General features: G+C 40.4%; 20 protein-coding genes. 18 read left to right on the top strand and 2 right to left on the bottom strand.

The window, feature by feature from the left end; all coding sequences use genetic code 11:
• Positions 1–90: 90 nt before the first annotated feature.
• Positions 91–675, bottom strand: a complete 585-nt coding sequence (locus QZR70_RS02600; RefSeq protein WP_105090270.1) for a DUF805 domain-containing protein — start codon at positions 673–675, stop codon at positions 91–93.
• Positions 676–696: 21 nt separating this feature from the next.
• Positions 697–1,530, bottom strand: a complete 834-nt coding sequence (locus QZR70_RS02595; RefSeq protein WP_295792915.1) for a pyridoxamine kinase — start codon at positions 1,528–1,530, stop codon at positions 697–699.
• Positions 1,531–1,665: 135 nt separating this feature from the next.
• Here QZR70_RS02595 and QZR70_RS02590 point away from each other — a divergent pair, with 135 nt between their 5' ends.
• The 18 genes from QZR70_RS02590 to QZR70_RS02505 all read left to right on the top strand — a co-directional run bounded on the left by QZR70_RS02590 (position 1,666) and on the right by QZR70_RS02505 (position 17,327).
• Positions 1,666–2,598, top strand: coding sequence for an ABC transporter permease (locus tag QZR70_RS02590; protein ID WP_295792914.1), 933 nt, complete (start codon positions 1,666–1,668; stop codon positions 2,596–2,598).
• Positions 2,591–3,490, top strand: coding sequence for an ABC transporter permease (locus tag QZR70_RS02585; RefSeq protein ID WP_024066371.1), 900 nt, complete (start codon positions 2,591–2,593; stop codon positions 3,488–3,490). The genes QZR70_RS02590 and QZR70_RS02585 overlap by 8 nt, the downstream gene beginning before the upstream one ends.
• Positions 3,490–4,470 (top strand): ABC transporter ATP-binding protein, encoded by a 981-nt coding sequence (locus QZR70_RS02580; protein ID WP_295792913.1) that lies wholly within the window; start codon positions 3,490–3,492, stop codon positions 4,468–4,470. Before QZR70_RS02585 ends, QZR70_RS02580 begins: the two co-directional genes overlap by 1 nt.
• Positions 4,470–5,417, top strand: a complete 948-nt coding sequence (locus QZR70_RS02575; RefSeq protein WP_295792910.1) for an ABC transporter ATP-binding protein — start codon at positions 4,470–4,472, stop codon at positions 5,415–5,417. The genes QZR70_RS02580 and QZR70_RS02575 overlap by 1 nt, the downstream gene beginning before the upstream one ends.
• Positions 5,418–5,429: 12 nt before the next feature.
• The gene (locus tag QZR70_RS02570; protein WP_295792908.1) at positions 5,430–6,248 is read left to right on the top strand and encodes a serine hydrolase; all 819 of its coding nucleotides are present in this window, start codon (positions 5,430–5,432) and stop codon (positions 6,246–6,248) included.
• Entirely contained in the window at positions 6,245–7,846 is a 1,602-nt protein-coding gene (locus tag QZR70_RS02565; protein WP_295792906.1) for a peptide ABC transporter substrate-binding protein, read from the top strand. The genes QZR70_RS02570 and QZR70_RS02565 overlap by 4 nt, the downstream gene beginning before the upstream one ends.
• A gap of 56 nt (positions 7,847–7,902) precedes the next feature.
• Complete coding sequence (locus QZR70_RS02560; protein WP_295792903.1) at positions 7,903–8,841, top strand: LD-carboxypeptidase; 939 nt, start codon at positions 7,903–7,905, stop codon at positions 8,839–8,841.
• Positions 8,842–8,945: 104 nt separating this feature from the next.
• Positions 8,946–10,085 carry an amidohydrolase gene (locus QZR70_RS02555; RefSeq protein ID WP_105094742.1) on the top strand — a complete coding sequence of 380 codons (1,140 nt, stop codon included), beginning with the start codon at positions 8,946–8,948 and terminating at the stop codon, positions 10,083–10,085.
• 111 nt (positions 10,086–10,196) lie between these two features.
• The gene (locus QZR70_RS02550) at positions 10,197–11,753 is read left to right on the top strand and encodes an ABC-F family ATP-binding cassette domain-containing protein (protein ID WP_285365410.1); all 1,557 of its coding nucleotides are present in this window, start codon (positions 10,197–10,199) and stop codon (positions 11,751–11,753) included.
• An 8-nt stretch (positions 11,754–11,761) separates the two neighbouring features.
• Positions 11,762–12,331, top strand: coding sequence for a GTP cyclohydrolase I (gene folE, locus QZR70_RS02545; protein ID WP_119208270.1), 570 nt, complete (start codon positions 11,762–11,764; stop codon positions 12,329–12,331).
• Positions 12,324–13,157: a dihydropteroate synthase gene (gene folP / locus QZR70_RS02540; RefSeq protein ID WP_295792900.1), complete on the top strand. Its 834-nt coding sequence runs from the start codon at positions 12,324–12,326 to the stop codon at positions 13,155–13,157. Before folE ends, folP begins: the two co-directional genes overlap by 8 nt.
• Entirely contained in the window at positions 13,157–13,519 is a 363-nt protein-coding gene (gene folB, locus QZR70_RS02535) for a dihydroneopterin aldolase (RefSeq protein WP_119208266.1), read from the top strand. The genes folP and folB overlap by 1 nt, the downstream gene beginning before the upstream one ends.
• The gene (gene folK / locus QZR70_RS02530) at positions 13,519–13,992 is read left to right on the top strand and encodes a 2-amino-4-hydroxy-6-hydroxymethyldihydropteridine diphosphokinase (protein WP_295792899.1); all 474 of its coding nucleotides are present in this window, start codon (positions 13,519–13,521) and stop codon (positions 13,990–13,992) included. The genes folB and folK overlap by 1 nt, the downstream gene beginning before the upstream one ends.
• A gap of 126 nt (positions 13,993–14,118) precedes the next feature.
• The gene (locus tag QZR70_RS02525) at positions 14,119–14,925 is read left to right on the top strand and encodes a hypothetical protein (RefSeq protein ID WP_285365415.1); all 807 of its coding nucleotides are present in this window, start codon (positions 14,119–14,121) and stop codon (positions 14,923–14,925) included.
• A 10-nt stretch (positions 14,926–14,935) separates the two neighbouring features.
• Positions 14,936–15,172 carry a GlsB/YeaQ/YmgE family stress response membrane protein gene (locus QZR70_RS02520; RefSeq protein ID WP_005387228.1) on the top strand — a complete coding sequence of 79 codons (237 nt, stop codon included), beginning with the start codon at positions 14,936–14,938 and terminating at the stop codon, positions 15,170–15,172.
• Positions 15,173–15,403: 231 nt separating this feature from the next.
• Positions 15,404–16,351, top strand: a complete 948-nt coding sequence (locus tag QZR70_RS02515) for an L-lactate dehydrogenase (protein ID WP_295792898.1) — start codon at positions 15,404–15,406, stop codon at positions 16,349–16,351.
• Positions 16,352–16,523: 172 nt separating this feature from the next.
• A complete protein-coding gene (locus tag QZR70_RS02510) occupies positions 16,524–16,856 on the top strand; it encodes a septum formation initiator family protein (RefSeq protein WP_105090279.1) in 333 nt (110 codons plus the stop codon).
• Positions 16,857–16,925: 69 nt separating this feature from the next.
• Entirely contained in the window at positions 16,926–17,327 is a 402-nt protein-coding gene (locus tag QZR70_RS02505; protein WP_105094746.1) for a S1 RNA-binding domain-containing protein, read from the top strand.
• Positions 17,328–17,331 lie beyond the last annotated feature (4 nt).

Below are 17,331 nucleotides of genomic sequence, written 5' to 3'. Positions count from 1 at the left end.
TCCATGTGTTTAGGCTAGTAAATATTATGTGTCCAGGAAAATGGGTACATATCAATAGAGATACGTTTTTTATTATGTTTGTTTTATGTTTTACCGTTTTTTACGACGTTTTCGAACGGTTTTTCTAATTTCTCGTTCTGATTCAGATCCTGGTTGTTGCATTGACTCGTAAGTTGGTCGATTGACAGGCATAAATGGAGGATTTCCGTATTGGTTTGGTTCCGGTTGTCCCGGCAATACCCAGAAGAGGAAGCCGATGAGCCATACGAAAAGTTCCAGTAAGTAATTGAATGGAGATACAGCAGAGTAAGTATTGATGAAAATAATAATTACTGACCAGAGAATCCCGGCCCATGCATTAAAGCCGATATCGTGAATACGACGGCCAAATAAGATGCAGGACAATGGGAAGAGTGTTGCTAATAAAATCCATATGATGACCCGTGTAAACCAATAAGCCGGTAAGGATACGACAAAGTCTAAGAATAGATCATCGATGTAATGAACGATGTGGAATAAAATCATTAGTACGATAAAGCATATGATAAATTGAAGTCGATTTAATCGTCCCGTTAGATTAAAAATCGATAGGCCCATACGTCGACCTTGGAATGCGATGAGCAAACCTACAGTACATATGAGCAGTGTTCGTAATACAACATAGAGTAAATCCATAAGTTCCCCTTTATTTTTAGCTTATAGTTGAGTTAATTCTGGCAAGACTAGCTCAAATGCTACACCTTGTTTCATAGATTTTACAGTATCTACTGTGGCTTGAATCGCTTTAGTAGTAAAATTCATTGCCAGCTCTGCCGCATCATACGGTGAATATCCCCTCATTACTGCACCGGATAATACAGCGGTAAAGATATCCCCAGTTCCTGTAGCTTTTACAGGAATAAGAGGAATATCATATGTTTTTAAATAATCCGTTGGGCCATCATAAACGGCGATGACCGCGTGTGTTTCGGATGGCACGCTAGTCATGATAACCATATCAGGACCCATTTGATGTAATCTCTTGCATCGATCTCGTAATTCATCATCAGTAATAGGATCTGTAGAGAATGGAATGTCTAATAAGAAACAAGCCTCTGTATAATTAGGCTTTACAATGTGCGCTTTGGAAACAAGTTGGCGCATTGCTACTACCATATCAGGTGTATAGATAGAGTAGAGGCGACCATCATCCGCCATAGCTGGATCGACGATAATCATTTGTCCCTTATTACCGAAACGATCGATGGCTTCTTCCACGAGATGAATTTGTTCTGGGGATGCCAAGAAACCACTTACAATAGCGTGAAAGTCGATTTCATTTTTATCCCAGCAGTCCATAAAATCTCTCATATGTGCCGATAAATCTACAAACTCGTAGTGTGGATATTCTAAGTGATTACTCAATACAGCTGTTGCCAATGGAACCGCTTGGCAACGCATAGCGCTGATGATTGGAATCATAACGGTTAGGGCACAACGGCCGATGGAGCTCATGTCTTGAATTGTTAAGACTCTAGGTACTTCTGTCATAGACACCTCCAAAATACTATATATTTTATTGTACGTTATGTAGGGCGTTCTGTAAATGTAATGATGTTATTCATGAAATTAACTTCATAATGTAGTATAATAAAACAGATAGACTTTTTATGGAGGATAGTGACAATGACAAGGTATGTATTTCGACGCCTAGGTGGCGCAATCATAATCTTATGGGTCATCATTACCGTAACGTTTGCATTAATGCATGCAATACCGGGGGGACCTTTTACAAGTGAAAAGAAATTACCACCTCAGGTAAAAGCAAGTATTGAAGCAAAGTATCATCTTGATGATCCTGTATGGAAACAGTATGGTGATTATTTAGGTGGTGTTATTACCGGCGATTTGGGACCATCATATAAGTATGAAGGTCGTAGTGTGAACGATATTATCAGTGATGCATTCCCAATTTCTGCGCAGCTTGGTTTATTATCATTAATGGTGGCTGTAGTAGGTGGTATTGCAGCGGGTGCTATTAGTGCTATGCGCCCTAATGGTATCGTTGATTATGCGGTTACCGTATTATCTACCATTGGTATTTCCGTGCCTACATTTATTATTGGTGCCGTTCTTGTATATGTGGTGGGCTTTGAACTAGGATGGTTCCCCGTAGCCTTATGGCGTGGTCCATCTTATATGGTTCTACCAGTGTTGACGTTAGCAGCACAACCTATGGCATTCATTGCACGCTTAACGCGCAGTGGGTTGCTTGATGTGTACCAACAAGAATATATCCGTACAGCTCGCGCCAAAGGCTTGGGCTCTTGGACTATTTTGACACGTCATGCATTAGGCAATGCTATTTTGCCAGTTATTACGTACTTGGGACCGTTGGCTGCTAGCCTTTTGACAGGCAGCTTTATCGTAGAAACAATCTTTGCCATTCCGGGCCTTGGACAGTATTTCGTAACTTCCATTTATAACCGAGACTATACGGTTATTCTTGGTATTACGATTTTCTATAGTGCGCTTGTAGTATTTCTTAATATTTTGGTGGATATGATTTATCCGTTAATTGATCCACGTGTTACGACAGAGGAGGGGACAGATGAATAAGGAAGATTTTTTACCTATTGAACGAACTCCTCAAGAAGAAATTACAAGCTTTATAAAACGTCCTAGTAAATGGGCGAGATTTAAGGTGAATCGCTTGGCTGTAGTAGGGGCTACTATCATCTTAGTGATGATTGTACTTGCAATTTTAGGACCCCTAATTTCGCCGTATACCTATGCGGACCAATCCCTAATCGATGCGAACCAAAGTCCGAGCTTTAGTCATTGGTTCGGTACAGATACATTGGGTCGCGATATTTATACGCGCGTTATGTACGGCGCTCGTATTTCCTTAACTATCGGTTTTGTAGCGGCGTTTATCAATCTTGTTATCGGCGTTACTTATGGCGGTATTGCAGGTTACCTTGGTGGCAAGGTTGACCGCATCATGATGGGCCTTGTAGATGTTTTGTACGGCATTCCACTTTTACTTTACGTAATTTTGTTGATGGTTGTACTAGGCCCTGGCTTAACATCTATTTTCGTAGCATTGGGCATTGCCTATTGGCTCAATATGGCCCGTATTGTACGTAGCCAAATTTTGAAAGTGAAAAACGAAGAATACATCATTGCTGCTGAAGCAATGGGGATTCCAAAATATCGCATTTTATTGCGTCATATTTTGCCAAACTGCGTGGGACCAATCATCATTACATTGACATTGGCCATCCCAGAGGCTATTTTTACAGAAGCATTCCTTAGTTTCATCGGTTTAGGTGTTAATGCACCTATGGCGAGCTGGGGTGTACTCGCTTCTGAAGGGATTAGTAGCATGCGCTCTTATCCATTCCAATTGATTTTCCCTGCTGTTGCCATTAGCGTTACCATGCTTGGTTTCGCATTCCTTGGCGATGGCTTACGTAATGTGTTAGACCCTAAGGAAGGAGATAGATAATGAATAACGCAATTGTTGATGTGCGCAATGTGTCCATTACGATCGATACCTTCCAAGGCCCTTTACGGGTTATTCGCAATCAAGATATCTCCTTACAGCCAGGTGAGATTTTAGGTATTGTTGGTGAATCAGGCTGTGGTAAATCTGTACTAGTTAATTCCTTAATGGGATTGCTACCATATGGTAAAACAAAAATTAAAGCCGATACATTTATGATAGATGGCAATGATTGCCTCGAATTCACTGAAGATGATTGGAATGAATTGCGCGGTACTACTGTTGCCATGGTATTCCAAGATCCTATGACATCTTTGAATCCAATCATGACGATTGGGGAGCAAATGTATGAGGTTATCCATCGTACCAATGCGTATGGTGACGATTATGATGAACGAGCGATTGCCATCGACTTATTAAAGAAGATGGGCCTTTCAACACCGGAAAGACGATTATCTCAATATCCTCATGAGTTGAGCGGTGGTATGCGTCAACGCGTATGTATCGCCATGGCTGTCGCTGGTCGTCCAAAGGTTTTGATTTGTGATGAACCGACAACGGCTCTAGATATTACAACAGAGGCTCAAATCTTGCGCCTTATGCAAACATTAGCTGTAGAAGCTGGTATTGGCATTATCTTTATTTCTCATAACCTCCGCGTTATTGCTCAAATTTGCGACCGTGTTATGGTTATGTATGCTGGCAAATGTGTTGAATCTGCTACGGTAGAAGGTATCTTTAATGAACCTCGTCATCCGTACACATTGGGCTTGTTACTCGCTTTACCACAAGGTAAATGGCATGGTGAGTTAAAAGCCGTTGAAGGTCAACCACCAGATCTGTTTGATCTACCACGAGGTTGTGCGTTTAATCCACGGTGTAAGTGGGCTATGCGTATCTGTGGTAATCGTATTCCTATGGTTACAAATGTTGGTGAAGGTCACCAATTTACATGTTGGTTAGCTAAGTTGGAGGGACTTTAATGAGTTACGTATGGGAAACTGACAATCTCGTTAAAGAGTTCACTCTGTCAGGGGGCTTATTTAAGCCAAAACACACGGTACACGCTGTACAAGGCGTGAGCCTATATCAATCGCCAGGGGAAACCCTCGGTATCGTAGGTGAGTCAGGTTGTGGTAAATCCACATTTGGCTACATGTTGATGGGCTTGCATCAAGCTACATCAGGTTCTATTTATATGAATGGTCGTCAGATTGATCCTTATGTGGATCGTAAAGCCGTTCATCCTGTGATGCAAATGGTATTCCAAAACCCTTATGCATCTCTTAATCCACGTCTTACGGTTAATGCGATTTTAGAGGAACCTTTGGAGCTAGATCCAAAGTATACACCTCGTGATCGCGTTATTCGCGTAAAAGAAGTGCTTGATCAAGTTGGTTTGAACATGTCTTTTGGTGAGCGTTATGCTCATGAATTATCTGGTGGTCAACGTCAACGTATCGGTATTGCACGGGCTCTTATTATGCAGCCACAGTGTATCATCTGTGATGAACCGATTTCAGCACTAGATGTATCGATTCAAGTACAAATTATGACATTGCTTGAACGTTTACAAGAACAACATGGTATTTCGTACCTCTTTATTTCTCATGATTTAAACATGGTGCGCTACATTAGTCATCGCATGGTGGTTATGTACTTAGGGGCTGTTATGGAAGAAGGTCCAGCATTGGATTTATACGAATTCCCACAACATCCTTACACTCGTGCTTTGACGGCCTTAAATGGTCCTGTTATACCACATGCTCCAATTGGAGCACCTCTTAAAGGGGACCCACCAAATCCACTAGATCCACCGAAAGGTTGTTTGTTTAGTGGTCGTTGCCCAGAAGCAGAGGGGCGTTGCTTTACAGAACGTCCACCTCTACGTGACTGGGCAGATCGCCGCATCGCATGCTGGCACATATAATGGGAGAATAGTATGGAAAAGTTACTTGTTGGCAAGTCCTTGGAGCATCAACTCGATACAGTTATTAAAGAATTTGCACCAAAAGGAAAAATATCCTATGTAGTACTTCAATTTGACGATGAAGAGGAACCGATTATTATCGCTTCTAAAGGGGAGGATACGGTACATTCTAGTGCAAGTTTGATTAAGGTACTCATCATGGAGTATGTGTTCCATTTAGCTCGTACTGAACAGTTAGACCTTAATGATACAGTTCCACTATCTAGAACACCTCGTGTTGAAGGTGGTGGAGCACTACAAGAATTAGTAGCAAAGCATAGCTTTACGTATCTTGAGTTATGCCGTCTTATGATGGTTCTCAGCGATAATATTGCAACAAATTTGCTCATTACAGTTCTTGGAATGGAAAATATCAATGCTCGTGCAGAACAGCTTGGTGTAGATGAGATAGAACTTAATCGCATGATGATGGACTTTGAAGCTCTCGCCGAAGGCCGTGATAATCGTATGACTGCTATGGCGTTAGCTCGTCTCTATAAACACATTTTTGAATGTCGCGATAGAGATTTTTATGGCCGAGAAATGTGGAACATTTTAGGTCGCCAACAATTCCGTGATATTTTGCCATTTTATTGGGGAGAAGATGTACGCTTTCACCATAAAACAGGATCCCTTAATCGCGTAGAGCATGATGGGGGCATATTGGAAACGTTTAGAGGTCATTTTTGCTTTATCCTTTTGATGAGCGATATTGATAATGACCGAGGTAAAGAGTTAGGCGCTCGAGTAGGGCGTATCATGAAAGAATTTGTAGAGGAAGCATTGCCATGATGGATAAACGAAATTTGTTAAAACTCATGGTCCTTGCTCTAGGGGTGAGTGTGCTCTTGTTTGTATTTGGTTATCCTCGCGGGGAACAACCAATTGATGAGCATACAATCCGATATGTTATTGAGCAGGAACCATCCACATTGGATCCAGCAAAGTCTACTACCTCTCCGGAGGCAACGGTTCAACTCCAATTATTTGACGGTTTAGTTCGTTTAAATGATGAAAGTGAACCAGAGGCAGCACTTGCTAAAAGCTGGGATATTTCTGATGATGGTCGCGAGTATACCTTCCATTTGCGACCAGATTTAAAATGGTCCAATGGAGAGCCTTTGACGGCTCATGATTTTGAATACGCTTGGAAACGCGTATTAGACCCTGAAGTCCATGCGGACAATGCATATATGTTATATGTATTAAAAAATGGCGAAGCCTTTAATAATGGTGATGCCAAAGCTGAAGACGTTGGTGTTAAGGCCATCGATGATGATACATTGGTAGTTACCTTAGAAAATCCAACCGCCTATTTCTTAAAATTATTAGCATCTCATAGTTACTATCCAGTAAGTCAAAAGGTTGTAGAGGCTCATGAAAACTGGGCTGCTAATGCAGATACATTTGTGTCTAATGGTCCATACCGCTTATTATCTTGGAAGCATAATGGGGAAATGGATTTCATTAAGAATTCAGATTACTGGGATGCGGACTCTGTAAAAACAGAGAAGATGAATTGGCCTATCAGTGAATCCCAAAGCACACGCCTTACATTGGTTGAAGGTGGTGAAGCAGATATGACTGTTGAGCCTCCTGTAGCGGATCAAAAACGCTTAGAAGAGGCTGGTCTATTACATATTGGACCTATGCTTGGTAACTATTATTACGTATTTAATGTGAAAGCAGAACCTTTCACAGACCCTGAAGTACGTAAAGCATTCTCCATGGTTATCAACCGTGCTAATATCGTTAACAATATTGTTCGTGGAGGTAAAGAGGCTGCTTATGCATTTGTTCCATACGGTATGCTTGAAAGCAACGGTCGTGAAGACTTCCGTGAAGCTGGTAGCTATCTCGTTTACGAAGATGTAGAGCAAGCGAAAGAAATCTTGAAACAAGCTGGCTATGATAAGAATCATCCATTGCCTCCAATTACGATTTTGTATAACACAAGCGAATTACATAAAGCGATTGCTGAAGCTGTACAGGATGCATGGGTAAATGCATTTGGTGCAGATGTGCGCTTACAAAATCAAGAGACAAAGGTATTCTTAGCTGATCGCGAAGCTGGTAAATACCAAGTAGCTCGTGCTTCTTGGGTTGCGGATTACAGTGATCCACAAAACTTCTTAGAAGTATTCTCTGCGGAAGACAACGATAGTCAGTACCATAGTGAAGACTATAACGAGTTAATCGCTCGTATTCGTACGACATCAAATGGGGCTGAACGCGATGCATTGATGCATCAAGCAGAAAAGATGATTTTTGATGAAGCTCTAGTAATGCCATTATACTTTACAACACAACCATATGTAACAAACGGAAGTATTCAAAATTATTTCTGGACTACATTGGGCCTTGTTGACTTTAAAAAAGCATACAAATAAGATACACTTAAGACGTACACATTGTGTACGTCTTTTGTTATATTTTACGAGGATATATGAACTGGATTGAACCAAAGCGCTTAGCGCCTGGGATGACCATAGGTATTATGGCTCCTGCTAGTGCAAGCGATGAAGATTTACATAGAATAGAAGACATTTGTAACGCAAGGGGCTATAATGTGCTCTTTGGTGAAAGTGCACATCGTAAAGGACTCTATGGTGGTACACCAGAGGAGCAAGCCCAAGAGTTTCAATATATGATGACCACCGCACCTTGTGATGCGGTGCTAGCTTTGCGCGGTGGTTACGGAACGATGCGTTATCTAGATTTATTAGATTATAAGGCCATACGTAAATATCGTAAGGCTTTTATAGGGTATAGTGATTGTACAGCTCTTCATATGGCTATTAATCGATATAGCCGACTTATTACCTATCACGGGCCGATGGGCGTCGACTTTAAAGAAGAACGTAAGGCAGATATAGATGCTTTATTTGTAGCTGTAGAAGGTAAATTACAAGTCATAGAACCATTACCTGAACCGCCGCGTGGTGCCATTGGTACTGAGCTAGGGGAAGGGATTTTACAGGGCGGCAATATGACGATGCTATCAATGTTGTGCGGAACACCTTATTTTTTAGAGGAGAAATCTTGGGAGGATACCTTACTATTCATTGAAGATGTAGGGGAAGCACCGTATAAGCTAGATCGCATGTTACAACAATTTCGCCTCAGTGGTTTGTTGAGTCGCATAAAAGGACTGGTCATCGGTACATTTACAGATTGCGAAGGTGACGAAGATGAACGGGATTATGATTTAGGCTATGAAGCACTACGATATATGGAAGATAATCGAGATCCTAAATTACCAGAACCTTTTGTATGCAATGTACCAACAGGTCATGGAACGCCGCATCAAACACTACCATTAGGTGCAACGATTAACTTTAGATACATTTCAAACACTATCATTATTCATCCCTATTCGAAATAGACGGACTCTTCTTAGATAGAATACATAATAAATAGAATACATAGTAAACACTATAGATAGAATATTTCATAGACAGTATAGACTAGATATTATAAAGGGGAGTTATGACATTACAAGAACGAGAAGCGCAAGCTTGTGCCATTATAGATGCTATGGCACATGAGTTGCGTAAGCTTTCATTATATTTACACGATAATCCAGAATTGGGGTTAGAAGAGCATAAAGCAGTTAATGTAATTAATCAATTTTTAGAGAACCATAATTTTACATCTCAAGTGGGTTTAACTGATCTGCCAGAGTTACAAACTGCATTACGGAGCGACTATAATTGTGAGGCACCACATAAAATGGCCTTTTTAGGCGAGTATGATGCATTACCTGAACTAGGGCATGGCTGTGGTCATAATCTCATCGCTATGATGAGTTTAGGTGCTGCTGTTGCTTTTAGTCAAAGTGCACCACAGGATTGGGGTGTGACATTCTTTGGCTGCCCTGCAGAGGAGACCATTGGTGGTAAGGTGTATATGGCTGAGGCGGGACTTTTTAAGGGCTATGAGGCAGCACTTATCATTCATCCGGGCGGTGAAAATGAGGTAGGTGGCACATCATTAGCAACACATCCCCTAGAGGTTACCTTCCACGGGCGGTCTTGTCATATAGCTTCACTTACTGACACTGGTATTAATGCGTTAGACTGCGGGGTAGATTTATATCAAAGAATCAAAGAGTTAAAGAAAACATTCCCTAAGGGGGCTATTGTAGGTGCCATCTTTACCGAAGCTGGTACGGCGCCGAACGTAGTAACTCCTAAGGCGACAATTCGTATGACTGTTCGCGGTAGAACGGTAGATGATTTAGAAGGTATTATTTTGCCTGCTATTAAAGAGGCTGCTCAAGAGATTGCAGTTTCTTATGGTGCTCAAGTTGAAATGCATCACTATGAGCCACTCTTTAAGGATATGCGTCAAGATAAACGGTTATTAGATCTCTTTACAGAGGTAATGACCGAGTTTGATGAAGCGCCTCGTATCTTGCCTGATGATGAGGCAGATGGTAGCACTGATGTAGGGAATGTATCTTATGAAGTACCAACAGCGCAACCTACATTACAGATTGGATTAGGTTTAGAAGCGCATACGCCAGAGTTTACATGTGCAGCTGGTTCTGACTATGGATTGGCACAAGCGATTAAGGGCGCTAAGATTATGGCTGTTGTAGCCTTGCGTTATGCGATGCATAAGTGATGTTCTATTTTTGACATATAGAGGTCAAAAAGGTACAATAGATATAATATTTAAGTAAGTATGAAACAAGCCGTCTTCAACAAGACGGCTTTTATTCCGGTGGAGATAGATATGAGTGTTTTAACCGTTTCAAATGTAACCCATGGTTTTGGAGCGCGACAAATTTTAGATGATGCATCATTCCGCCTATTAAAAGGCGAACATGTAGGCCTCATTGGTGCCAATGGCGAAGGCAAGTCTACATTCCTAAATATCATTACAGGTAAAATTCCTCCTGATGAAGGTAAAATTGAATGGTCCAACCAAGTCACTGTTGGGTACTTGGATCAACATGCAGTCCTCGAAAAAGGGATGACCATCCGCGACGTATTGCAACGCGCCTTTGATGATTTGTTCGTCATGGAACAAAAGATTAATGACGCTTATAATCGTATGGGTGATGTATCCGAAGATGAGATGAATAAACTGCTCGAACAAGTTGGGGAATGGCAAGAAATTCTAGAGCAACGTGGGTTCTATGAAATTGATGCGGTTATCGAACGTACCGCTGCAGGGCTTGGTCTTATGGATATTGGGCTCGATCGAGATGTTACAGAGCTCAGTGGTGGTCAACGTACAAAGGTTTTGCTTACAAAACTATTACTGGAAAAACCAACTATTTTGCTATTGGACGAACCGACAAACTATCTTGATGTAGAGCATATTCAATGGTTGCAAAACTATTTACAAAACTACGAAAATGCTTTTATCCTGATTTCTCATGATATGGAGTTCTTAAATTCTGTAGTTAATGTTATTTATCATATCGAGCAAGCGGTCTTAACGCGTTATACTGGCGATTATCATCAGTTCCAAGCTGCTTACGAAGTGAAAAAGGCACAAGCGGCTAAGGCTTATGAGCGTCAACAACAAGAGATTGAGCGTATGGAGGACTTCATCCAACGTAATAAAGCTCGCGTTGCAACGCGTGGCATGGCCAATTCTCGAGCTAAGCGCTTGGAGAAAATGGAAATTTTGGAAAAACCAAAAGAGTATATTAAACCTTCCTTTAGTTTTAAAGAAGGTCGTACGCCAAGTCGTTTTATCGTAGAGGCTTTTGGTCTGGAGTTAGGTTATGATGAACCGTTGACTAGACCTGTAGACTTTCAAATTGAAAGAAATAAAAAAATCGCCATTCGCGGTGTTAATGGTCTAGGTAAAACGACATTGTTGAAAACAATTTTAGGTTTATTAAAACCGGTGAGCGGTGAGTTGGTAAAAGGTGATTTCTTACAAATTGGCTATTTTGCTCAAGAAGATACACCATCTAATTCTGAAACTGCTCTAGACTATATTTGGAACGAGTATCCAGCAATGACTAATGCAGAAGTACGTGCAGCACTTGCTCGTTGTGGTCTTACTAACGAGCATATTACATCTCAAATGCGCGTCTTATCCGGTGGTGAAAATGCAAAGGTTCGCTTGTGCAAGTTGATGCAGAATAAGTACAATGTACTCGTATTAGATGAACCGACAAATCACTTAGATATCTATGCGAAGGAAGAGTTGAGCCGTGCCTTACGTGAGTTCAAAGGAACCATCGTTTTGGTAAGTCATGAACCTGAATTTTATAAAGATTGGGTTACGGATATTTGGAATATTGAAGATTGGACGACAAAGATCGTTTAGGAGGACCGATGAATCAACGTGCAAAGGACGGGATAAAGCAATTCTTAGAAGCTTTATCTGTTGATACAGAGGCACCAGAGCTAGAGAAAACACCAAGTCGTGTAACAGAATTATATAGTGAATTATTCAGTGGCGTAGGCCTAGATACAAAATCTGCATGGGGTGAAACATTTAGTACTGATTACAAGGGTCTTGTAGCAGTTACAGGAATTCCCTTTTATTCCATGTGTGAGCATCACTTGTTACCATTCTTTGGAACCGTTGATATTGTGTATCAACCGAAGGATGGCTGTGTGGCAGGTCTTAGCAAGTTTCAAGATATTGTTAATATCCTTAGTCGGAGGCCGCAACTACAAGAGCGGTTGGCGTCGGAATTAGCAGATGCCATTATGAATGATTTATCTGCTCATGGTGTATTTGTGCGCATTACATCAACACAGTTATGTATGCTCATCAAAGGAACTATGCAGCAAGATTCAAAGGTGATTACATTAGAAAGCCGTGGCGTGCTAGCAGAGACAGGTACGTTACGTGATGAAGCGTTAGCAATGTTAGGTGGAGGACAGGCAAATGTTTAAACGTAGAAATTATACATGGAATGATGGCAAAAGTTTATCTTTGTGCGATCGTACCCTTATCATGGGGATACTCAACGGTACGCCTGACTCTTTCTCTGATGGTGGTAAATTTAATACCCCTGAGGCAGCAGCAGCGCATGTAACACAAATGATTGAAGATGGCGCTGATATTATCGATTTAGGTGTTGAATCTACGCGTCCAGGCTGTACACCGTTGACAGCGGATGAAGAAATTGAACGCTTATCTCAATTGATAGATCCTGTACTTAATGCATCTACAGTTCCTGTATCTATCGATACATACCATGCTAAAACTGCAGATTATGCTTTTTCTAAAGGGGCCCATATTTTAAATGATGTGTGGGGATTACATTATGACTCTGATATGGCAGCAGTAGCAGCAAAATATAAGGTGCCAGTAATCATTATGCACAATAGCAATGACACAAACTATGGTGATATCATTGAAGATATGAAGGCATACTTCTTCTCTGCTGTAGATAAAGCATTAAAGGTTGGTGTAACACCACAACAAATTTGGCTTGATCCAGGCATTGGATTTGGTAAAACAGAAGAACAAAATATTGAAGTTATGCAACGTTTAGGTGAGTTAACGGCTTATGAGTATCCTATTTTACTTGCTCCTAGCCGCAAGCGTTTCATCGGTTCCATGTTGGGTGGTTTACCACCAGAGGAGCGTGATGAAGGCACGGTAGCTGCTTGTATTACAGGCGTATTCCAAGGTGTTGATATGGTGCGTGTTCATAATGTGAAAATGCACAAACGTGCCTTAGCCGTAGCAGATGGCCTATTACGAGGTGAGTAATGGATAAAATCGTTTTAAAGAACATGGCATTTTACGGATTTCATGGAAATTTGGCATCTGAACAAGAACAGGGACAACGATTCTTTGTAGATGTTGAAATTACTACAGATCTTACAAAGGCCGGTCAAAGTGACCAGTTAGAGGATTCTATCAATTATGTAGAGGTATATGACATTGTAGAATCTGTTATGACTGGAGAAAAACATAATTTGTTAGAACGGTTGGGAGCACTTATCGCCGATTCTTTATACCAACATTATCAAGGCATTGTTGGTTTATCTGTAACGGTGCGCAAACCATCTGTACCGATTGCAGGTATTCTAGATTATGTTGAGGTTGTCACTACACGAGGTCAAATTTGATGTATACCTATTACATCAGTGTAGGTTCAAATATCGGTGATAAACGGGGGCACATTAATTTGGCCCTTCAATCATTACAGAATCATGATGCGGTTTCAAAGGTCATTAGTTCGTCCTTAATCGAAACCGAACCTTGGGGGTATACGGAGCAGGATATCTTTGTTAATGGTATGTGGCTTTGTGAAAGCTCTTTAGCCCCTCATCAAATGTTAAGTTTGTTACAGTCCTTAGAACAGGGGGCTGGACGTGAACGACTCATTCACTGGGGCCCACGTACATTGGATTTAGATATTATTTTAGCATTTGATGAGAAGGGGACTATGATTTCCATTTGTGATGAAAGCCTTACTGTACCACATCCTTACTTTTGGGATCGAACCTTTGTTTTAGAACCTTTACAAGAGTTGTTACCAACTTTTACATATAAAGGAATGACCATTGGCGAGAGACTAACTCAGTTAAGCTTATCGTAGACATTTACAAAATAGTAAACATTAAGGCTGCAGTTGTACCTATGAATAGGGATTATATGAATAGGTACATCCTGTAAGCACAATATATTATTACGTTTTATGCTTGGGGATTCATAGGGAGTATACATGAATATAAAACGTATTGGGTTGTGTGTACTAGCGTTGATTGTAATGGGCCTGTCCTATTGGCTTGCCGTAGGTGGTAATTATGACAGCAAAACAGTACGCATAGATCCAGAAGAGCATACACTAGTAAATTCTAGTGATGCCATTATTTCAAAACGAATATTAGCGATGAAGTCTATGGATTCAAAAGTTTATTTTTTAGGTTATGAAGGCTACGGTATTTATAATCTATCTGATAATACACTTCGGTTGATGCCCGTTAGCTTCCGTGGTCAACATATAGAGCCACCGAAGACAGAGAATTACCAACGTGGTTTACGAGAGATTACTACGGTAAAAACTTTCTCTGATTTTAGTAGTCAAGAACAATCCATACTTAAGGATTTATTGGAATCTACTGATAGAGGGGCTCATTACTATGGTGACTTTTACCATTCTGGTTATGAGTCATCCCTCATCGACATGAAGGACCAGTATTTTATAACGAATACGGTACGTGCCTTGAAACGTGTGAATCATACATTATATGTATATGATGCGTCAGGGTTCATTATCATTGATTTAGATAATCGACGTATACAAGGGTTCTTTAATAATCGTCTCGGTGGGGAAGGACCTAAAGGTGTACCTGATAGCTTGCGTGGCCATTATGGTTCAGATTTCACGATGATATATGCATTGTCCAAGTTAGATCCAAAGGATTTAGAGATTTTATGGTCAATGCGAAAGCAATATTTAGAAAAGTCACCACAAGTGATGGAGAACAAGGATTTATTCCCTCTTAATCTTGATGAGATGACTTTATAGGAGGTATATTATGCTTTGGTCAATTATTGTAGGCGGTTTCATTGGTTTTGTAGCTGGTCGCATTACTAAAAAAGCGCAAAGTATGGGGATTATTCTTCGTGTTATTGCTGGCTTAGTTGGTGCTTCCGTAGGCCAAGCGTTGCTTGGTACATGGGGTCCAAGCCTTGCGGGCATGGCATTGATTCCGTCCATCGTTGGTGCAGTTATCGTGATTGCTGTAGTCAGCTTCTTTACTGGACGAGACTAATTATATAAGGTAAGGACTAGTATAGGATTTCCTATACTAGTCTTTTTTATTGTTTTATATCTATTTTCCTATATACCTATGAGAAAATAGGTATATAATAGTTTATGTATTTTAGATTTAAGGTATATTAATATAGCTTAAAATTATCGGTTCATATATTGGGAACCGTTGATTTAAGTGGAAGCGTATTAGAGGATAGATATCTTTTAGTACTACAGGTAGGAGGCCCTTATGAAGTTACGTAAAGTAGGTATTATTGGCACTGGACATGTAGGTTCTCATGTAGCATTTTCTCTTGCTCTACAAGGTGAAGTAGATGAATTGTATATGATGGATATTGATGAGAAAAAAGCTAAGGCACAAGCCATGGATATCAATGATGCAGTTAGCTACATTCCTCACAAAGTGACAGCTACAGCTGGCCCAATTGAAGAATGTGGGGATTGCGATGTTCTCGTATTTAGTGCAGGTCCTTTACCAAATTTATACCAAGATCGCTTAGAAAGTCTTGGTGATACCATTGAGGTTCTAAAGGATGTTATCCCTCGAATTAAAAAGTCCGGCTTTGATGGGTTTATTATTTCTATCTCTAATCCTGCCGACGTTGTAGCTACTTATTTATGTAAACATTTAAATTGGAATCCAAAACGCATTATTTCCAGCGGTACAGCCTTAGATTCTGCGCGGTTACAAAAAGAATTGGCTCGTATTTTTAATATCAGTAATCGTACAATTACAGCCTATTGCTTAGGTGAACATGGCGGTAGCGCTATGGTGCCATGGTCTCATGTATATGTACAAGGAAAACCACTCGTAGAATTACAACAAGAATTGCCTCATAGATTCCCTACACTTGACCATACACAAGTGCTAGATGATGTTAAAATTGGCGGTTATCATGTATTGGCTGGTAAAGGTTCTACTGAGTTTGGTATTGCCAGTGCCACTACAGAATTAATTCGCGCTGTATTCCATGATGAAAAGAAAGTATTGCCATGTTCTTGCTATCTAGACGGACAATATGGTGAAGAAGGTATCTTTGCATCTACACCAGCGGTTATTGGTAAAGATGGCATTGAAGATGTATTTGAATTAAAGCTTACCGAAGAGGAATTAGCTTTATTTAAAAAGTCTTGCGCAGTTATTCGTGAATACGCTCATAAAGCAGAGTCTTTGTAAGATAATCGTATCTGTTATATAAGTCTATTATTGATAAAAAATAAATATCTATATAGAGAGAATATATAGACCTAACAGAAACTATAGATAATTTTATTTAGTCCCTAACAAGGTTCTATGATATAATTAAAAAATGACAGTATACAGATGATGAATATTTTTGGGGGACATTATGAGTCAAGACACTATGGAAGTACAACGTCCAAAAAGGCCGCGCAAACGGGTTCGCCCTAATCGCAAAGCGCAGGATCAACGTATTATCCTCATGTGGATCAAGCGAATTGGTATAGGGATTATGGTGCTGCTATTGTTAGGGCAAGCCTATCGCTTGGTGGCTGTATATCAAGAAAAACAACATATTGAGCAACAATTGCAAGAATTAAAACAGCGAAATGAAGAATTAGAACAGGAAAAGGCTAAGTTGCAAGATCCAAAGACCATTGAGGGGGTGGCTCGAGAGGAACTAGGCCTTGTAAAACCTGGTGAAGTACCTTATGTAAAATAAGGACAACTTTAATAATTTAGATTCGCATTAGTTTGTAGTTTGAGGTTTCCGCATTAATTAGGAGGTTGCATGGCAATCGAAGTTGGTAACATTATTGATGGTACCGTATCCGGTATTACAAAGTTCGGCGTATTTGTTGATTTAGGAGAGAAACAAACAGGTCTAGTTCATATTTCTGAAGTAGCTCATGGGTATGTCGAAGATATTAATACCGTATTAAAGGTTGAAGATCCAGTAAAGGTTAAGGTTTTATCTATTGAAGGTAACAAAATTGGCCTTTCTATTCGGCAGACACAACCTAAAGAGACAACAAGTGAAGAACGACGTCCTCGTCGTGTTCAATCTAAACAAAGCACAGAGGCTTTTGAAGCTAAAATGAAATCATTCTTGCGCGATAGCAATGAACGATTGCATGATTTAAAACGCAATACAGAAGGTAAACGCGGAGGCCGAGGCGGTCGTCGAGATTAATAGT

The organism is uncultured Veillonella sp., assembly GCF_900545205.1.
Classification (GTDB): domain Bacteria; phylum Bacillota; class Negativicutes; order Veillonellales; family Veillonellaceae; genus Veillonella.
The sequence above is the reverse complement of the archived record's forward strand: the minus strand, read 5'-3'. Positions and strand labels throughout refer to the sequence as shown.

Bases quoted from the DNA above. Each gene is read 5' to 3' on its own strand.
- QZR70_RS02600 (WP_105090270.1), bottom strand. From the start codon at position 675: ATGGATTTACTCTATGTTGTATTACGAACACTGCTCATATGTACTGTA.
- QZR70_RS02595 (WP_295792915.1), bottom strand. From the start codon at position 1,530: ATGACAGAAGTACCTAGAGTCTTAACAATTCAAGACATGAGCTCCATC.
- QZR70_RS02590 (WP_295792914.1), top strand. From the start codon at position 1,666: ATGACAAGGTATGTATTTCGACGCCTAGGTGGCGCAATCATAATCTTA.
- QZR70_RS02585 (WP_024066371.1), top strand. From the start codon at position 2,591: ATGAATAAGGAAGATTTTTTACCTATTGAACGAACTCCTCAAGAAGAA.
- QZR70_RS02580 (WP_295792913.1), top strand. From the start codon at position 3,490: ATGAATAACGCAATTGTTGATGTGCGCAATGTGTCCATTACGATCGAT.
- QZR70_RS02575 (WP_295792910.1), top strand. From the start codon at position 4,470: ATGAGTTACGTATGGGAAACTGACAATCTCGTTAAAGAGTTCACTCTG.
- QZR70_RS02570 (WP_295792908.1), top strand. From the start codon at position 5,430: ATGGAAAAGTTACTTGTTGGCAAGTCCTTGGAGCATCAACTCGATACA.
- QZR70_RS02565 (WP_295792906.1), top strand. From the start codon at position 6,245: ATGATGGATAAACGAAATTTGTTAAAACTCATGGTCCTTGCTCTAGGG.
- QZR70_RS02560 (WP_295792903.1), top strand. From the start codon at position 7,903: ATGAACTGGATTGAACCAAAGCGCTTAGCGCCTGGGATGACCATAGGT.
- QZR70_RS02555 (WP_105094742.1), top strand. From the start codon at position 8,946: ATGACATTACAAGAACGAGAAGCGCAAGCTTGTGCCATTATAGATGCT.
- QZR70_RS02550 (WP_285365410.1), top strand. From the start codon at position 10,197: ATGAGTGTTTTAACCGTTTCAAATGTAACCCATGGTTTTGGAGCGCGA.
- folE (WP_119208270.1), top strand. From the start codon at position 11,762: ATGAATCAACGTGCAAAGGACGGGATAAAGCAATTCTTAGAAGCTTTA.
- folP (WP_295792900.1), top strand. From the start codon at position 12,324: ATGTTTAAACGTAGAAATTATACATGGAATGATGGCAAAAGTTTATCT.
- folB (WP_119208266.1), top strand. From the start codon at position 13,157: ATGGATAAAATCGTTTTAAAGAACATGGCATTTTACGGATTTCATGGA.
- folK (WP_295792899.1), top strand. From the start codon at position 13,519: ATGTATACCTATTACATCAGTGTAGGTTCAAATATCGGTGATAAACGG.
- QZR70_RS02525 (WP_285365415.1), top strand. From the start codon at position 14,119: ATGAATATAAAACGTATTGGGTTGTGTGTACTAGCGTTGATTGTAATG.
- QZR70_RS02520 (WP_005387228.1), top strand. From the start codon at position 14,936: ATGCTTTGGTCAATTATTGTAGGCGGTTTCATTGGTTTTGTAGCTGGT.
- QZR70_RS02515 (WP_295792898.1), top strand. From the start codon at position 15,404: ATGAAGTTACGTAAAGTAGGTATTATTGGCACTGGACATGTAGGTTCT.
- QZR70_RS02510 (WP_105090279.1), top strand. From the start codon at position 16,524: ATGAGTCAAGACACTATGGAAGTACAACGTCCAAAAAGGCCGCGCAAA.
- QZR70_RS02505 (WP_105094746.1), top strand. From the start codon at position 16,926: ATGGCAATCGAAGTTGGTAACATTATTGATGGTACCGTATCCGGTATT.